Source organism: Chrysanthemum yellows phytoplasma (genome assembly GCF_000803325.1).
Classification (GTDB): domain Bacteria; phylum Bacillota_I; class Bacilli_A; order Acholeplasmatales; family Acholeplasmataceae; genus Phytoplasma; species Phytoplasma asteris.
The window spans coordinates 1-4,298 of the sequence record NZ_JSWH01000082.1; the positions used below are offsets into that span (position 1 = coordinate 1).

General features: G+C 30.2%; 2 protein-coding genes. Both read left to right on the forward strand.

The genetic code is table 11. From position 1 onward, the window contains the following. Positions 1–791 precede the first annotated feature (791 nt). Complete coding sequence (locus OL66_RS01250) at positions 792–3,554, forward strand: cation-translocating P-type ATPase (RefSeq protein ID WP_034172146.1); 2,763 nt, start codon at positions 792–794, stop codon at positions 3,552–3,554. A 210-nt stretch (positions 3,555–3,764) separates the two neighbouring features. After that, the gene (locus OL66_RS01255) at positions 3,765–4,220 is read left to right on the forward strand and encodes a hypothetical protein (protein WP_034172147.1); all 456 of its coding nucleotides are present in this window, start codon (positions 3,765–3,767) and stop codon (positions 4,218–4,220) included. Positions 4,221–4,298 lie beyond the last annotated feature (78 nt).

Here is a 4,298-nt window from a genome sequence, read left to right on the forward strand (position 1 = left end):
AATTCTACATCATATATTATTATATTTTATAATATGGATTTAAGAATTATAAATTTGAATGCATTTGGGTGATTTATATATTTAATAAAACCACTTTAAAAAAATTTTATAACTAATTCCATCCTTAAAAATTTATTATTTTGTTTCATCCAATCCCAAATCACAACAACTGCCAAAAATTAACTAAAACGGATACAAAAAAATAACAATTTTTTTTCAAAATTCACCCAATTCCACCCAAATAATTCCCAAAATAACGGTTTTTGGTTCCAAATTCCCAAAATAATGCATTTTTTTAACATTTATTATTAGCTTTTATTTTTTGTTTTGTTATAATTTAATCAGGCTTATAAAAAATAATTGATCATCAAAAGAAAGATGACTAGAATAAACGAACTAAAAAATAATTTAATTTTGCAAAATTGAACCAAGATAATACTTTATAACTTTGGTTGTGGCACTTTTCTGATTTATTTTTAGTAGTTATAAAAACAATATAACTAATTTATTAAACTTGCAAATGCAAAACAAAAAGGCAAGAGCAAGAAGGCAAAAAAACATACAAATGACTTTGCACACAAACAAGACTAACAAACCACATAAACCACATAACTCAAAACCCCAACCAAACTTCCCCACCAAAAAATTATCTTACTCAATTATCATCCTTATTATTTTGAATTCCTTTATTCCATTTAATTTTATCCACCATTATAGCCTTGCAAATATTTTTTATATATCAGTTAACAAAATACTAAAATATAAAATTTAGTCAAAGGAAACAACTTTATATGAATAAAAAAGAAGAAATTTTGCAAATCAGTCGTCTTGATAAAGATGCTGTTGTCAAACATCTAAACACCGATGCTTGCGGACTTACTGACAAACAAGCCCAAGAAAGACAAACTCTCTACGGTAAAAATATTATCAAACAAGGCGAATCTTTTCCGTTTTGGCAACAATTCATCAAACAATTTACCTCGGTAATGGCTATTTTATTATGGATAGCAGCATTAATGATTTTTGTAATTAATCCCAAAGAAGCAGCCATCGGTATTTCTATTATTTTAGTTATCATTGTAAATGGCTTATTTTCTTTTTCCCAAGAATACAAAGCTGATAAAATGTTGTCTTCCTTAGGTAAAATGATTCCTAAAAAAGTTCAAGTTTACCGCAACAAAAAAATAGAATTAATGGATGTTATTGAACTTACCATTGGAGATGTCATCTTTTTAGAAACAGGAACCCAAGTTCCAGTAGATGCACGTATTATTCAATCTAATAGCTTTTTTGTTGACAACTCAATGTTATCAGGCGAAACCATTCCTTTAAACCGTACTGAAATGCCAAACCTCGAAGATAATCATTCCATTGCTGAAATGCCTAATTTAGTTTATGCAGGTACTACAGTTACTCAAGGTAGTTGTTTTGCAGTTGTTTATGCTATTGGAAACAACACCCAAATTGGAGAAGTTTCAAGCATTGCTCAAAGCATTGAAAAAGGCAAAAGCCTTCTAGACCAAGAAATGAACCACATTGTTAAAAAAGTAAGTATTATTGCTTCTTGTGCAGCTTTATTTGTCTTTATGATTTGTTTTTTCAAAGCAGAAAAATATAATATAGATTCTTTTAGAGCAGCAATTGTTTGTGCAGTTGGTATGTTAGTTGCAAACATTCCTGAAGGCTTACTTCCTACCGTTAATCTAAGTTTAGCAGTTGGTTCTCAAAGAATGGCTAAACAAAACGCTTTAGTTAAAAAAATCTCTTCCCTAGAAACCCTCAGTTCTACTACTGTTATTTGTACTGATAAAACAGGAACTCTAACTCAAAACCAACTTACAGTAAGAAAAATTGTAACTCCTGATGGCACTATCAAATTAAAAGGTTCTGGCTATAACGACGAACAAACATTTAGTGTTTGCCCAAACAATACTGTCTCCAAAAAAGGAATTGAAAAATTCTTAATTGCATCAGTTCTATGCTCTGAGGCTAAATTAGTTCCTACGCCAACTAAACCCCACCAATTTGAATTAATCGGTAATCCTACTGAAGGAGCTTTATTAATTGCTGCTAAAAAATACGGTTACAACATTGAAGAAGTAAAAAACAACTTAGAAATCATCCAATTAAACCCATTTACTTCCGAACGTAAAAAAATGAGTGTCTTAGTTAAAAACAACCAAGAACCTGCATATGACACCAATTCACAATATCTCTTTATTAAAGGAGCTCCTAATATTGTCCTTGAACAATGTCAAATGCAATACAAAGGTTCTCAAGTAAGTCCTTTTAGCCCTCATGAAAAAGAATCTTTCCTTAAACAAAACGACCAATTTGCAAGCCAAGGATACCGCGTTCTTGCTCTTGCTTACAAAAAAATTGAACAAAATCCTCCCCTAGAAGAAGATATGGTTTTCTTAGGTTTTGCAGTTAATTACGACCCACCAAGAGAAGAAGTTAAAGAAGCAGTTAAAAACTTAACTCAAGCAGGACTAAAAATTACTATTATTACAGGAGATTACAGTCTTACTGCTGCTGCCATTGGTAAACAAGTAGGAATCATCCAAGACAAGTTCGTTGGTTTAGACGGCTGTGACCTTGACAAAATGTCTTTAGAACAATTACAAGAAGTCCTCAAAAGCCCTCATCCAGTTGTCTTTTCACGCACTACTCCCAAACATAAATTAAAAATTGTTCAAGCATACCGCAACAATGGAGAAGTAGTAGGAGTTACTGGCGACGGAGTTAATGACATTTTAGCCCTTAAAGCAGCTCACATAGGAATTGCTATGGGAAAAGCAGGCACTGATGTTGCTCGTAATGCTGCTGATATGATTTTATTAGATGATAATTTTGCAACTATTTCCAAAGCTGTTTTAGAAGGACGTTGTATTTATGAAAACATCAAAAAATTCATAACTTATGTCTTTGCTTCTAATATCCCTCAAATCTTTCCTTTCATCGCTATTGCTTTTTTAGGAGTTACAGAACCTTACTTATATGTTTTACAAATTTTAGCAATTGATCTTTTAACTGACTTAATTCCTGCTATTGCTCTAGGAGCTGAAGAAACTGACCCAAGTTTATTAGTCCAAAAACCACGTACTAAAAACGACCATCTAATGGACGCTAAAGTATTAAAACGTAGTTATGGCTTTTTAGGAATAGTTGAAGGTTTAATGTCTTTAGCATTTTTTTGTGCAGTTTACAATTTTAATACAAAAGACAACTTCTTCCTAGCTTCTACTATGGCATTTGGAGCTGTTATCTTTGCTCAAGTAGGAAACGCATTTGCTTGTCGTTCTAACAAACTTTACTTTTGGCAAACTATCAAAAAACCTAATAAAATATTGTACTATGGTATTATAATTGAAGTATTATTCTTTGTATTAATTACTAAATTTAGTTCTTTAAGTGATATATTCCATACTAAGGATATTAATATATCTCATTATTTATGTTTATTATTATGTCCTTTAGTTATGTTATTATTTGATACTATCTGGAAAAAAGTATTTGCATTTAAGAACCAAAAACAATCAAAAATAAACTAATACTTACAATTAAATAATTTATAAAAGACCTCTTTTTTAGAGGTCTTTTTTTGTTTATTAATATAATTATTAAGTCTCCTAAACTCATAAAACTACTTTTTTAACTATTATTGAACGTTCTTTACGCAAAAAAAAGAGTAAAATAAAAGTAAGTGAAATGTTTTTTGTTCCCTATAAAACTAAAAGGAAATGATAAAGGAGACAAAAAATATGCAACAACCACAAAAAGACAATAAAAATTTTATTGTACTTACAATAGCATTTACAGTATTAATGTTAGGATTAATTTTAGGTGTTTGTTGGGTTTTAAAATCTAAACAAGAACCAACAAAAGAAGAAACATTTAAACCGCCCACACAAACTTACAAACCTGATTATAGTAATAACGAAGGAACTTATACAGGAAGTCAAGTCAATCAAAATCCTTACTTGCCTTCTCAAACATTTACAACCACATCACAACCACAAACAACAAACTCTCAACCAACTCAAACCCAAACTCCACAAGGAAAACTAATCAAAAAACAAGAATATAAATCCAATGGCACAAAATCTGATTATTGTACCTACGAATACAACTCCAAAGGACAACCAACCAAAAAACAAAATTATGATTTTGATGGCACAAAAGATAATTACATCACCTACGAATACAACTACCAATGATTATTTTCATAATTGAAGCATTTCACAATAACCTCTTATTTATAAGAGGTTATTTCTTTTAATAATATTAATCATATA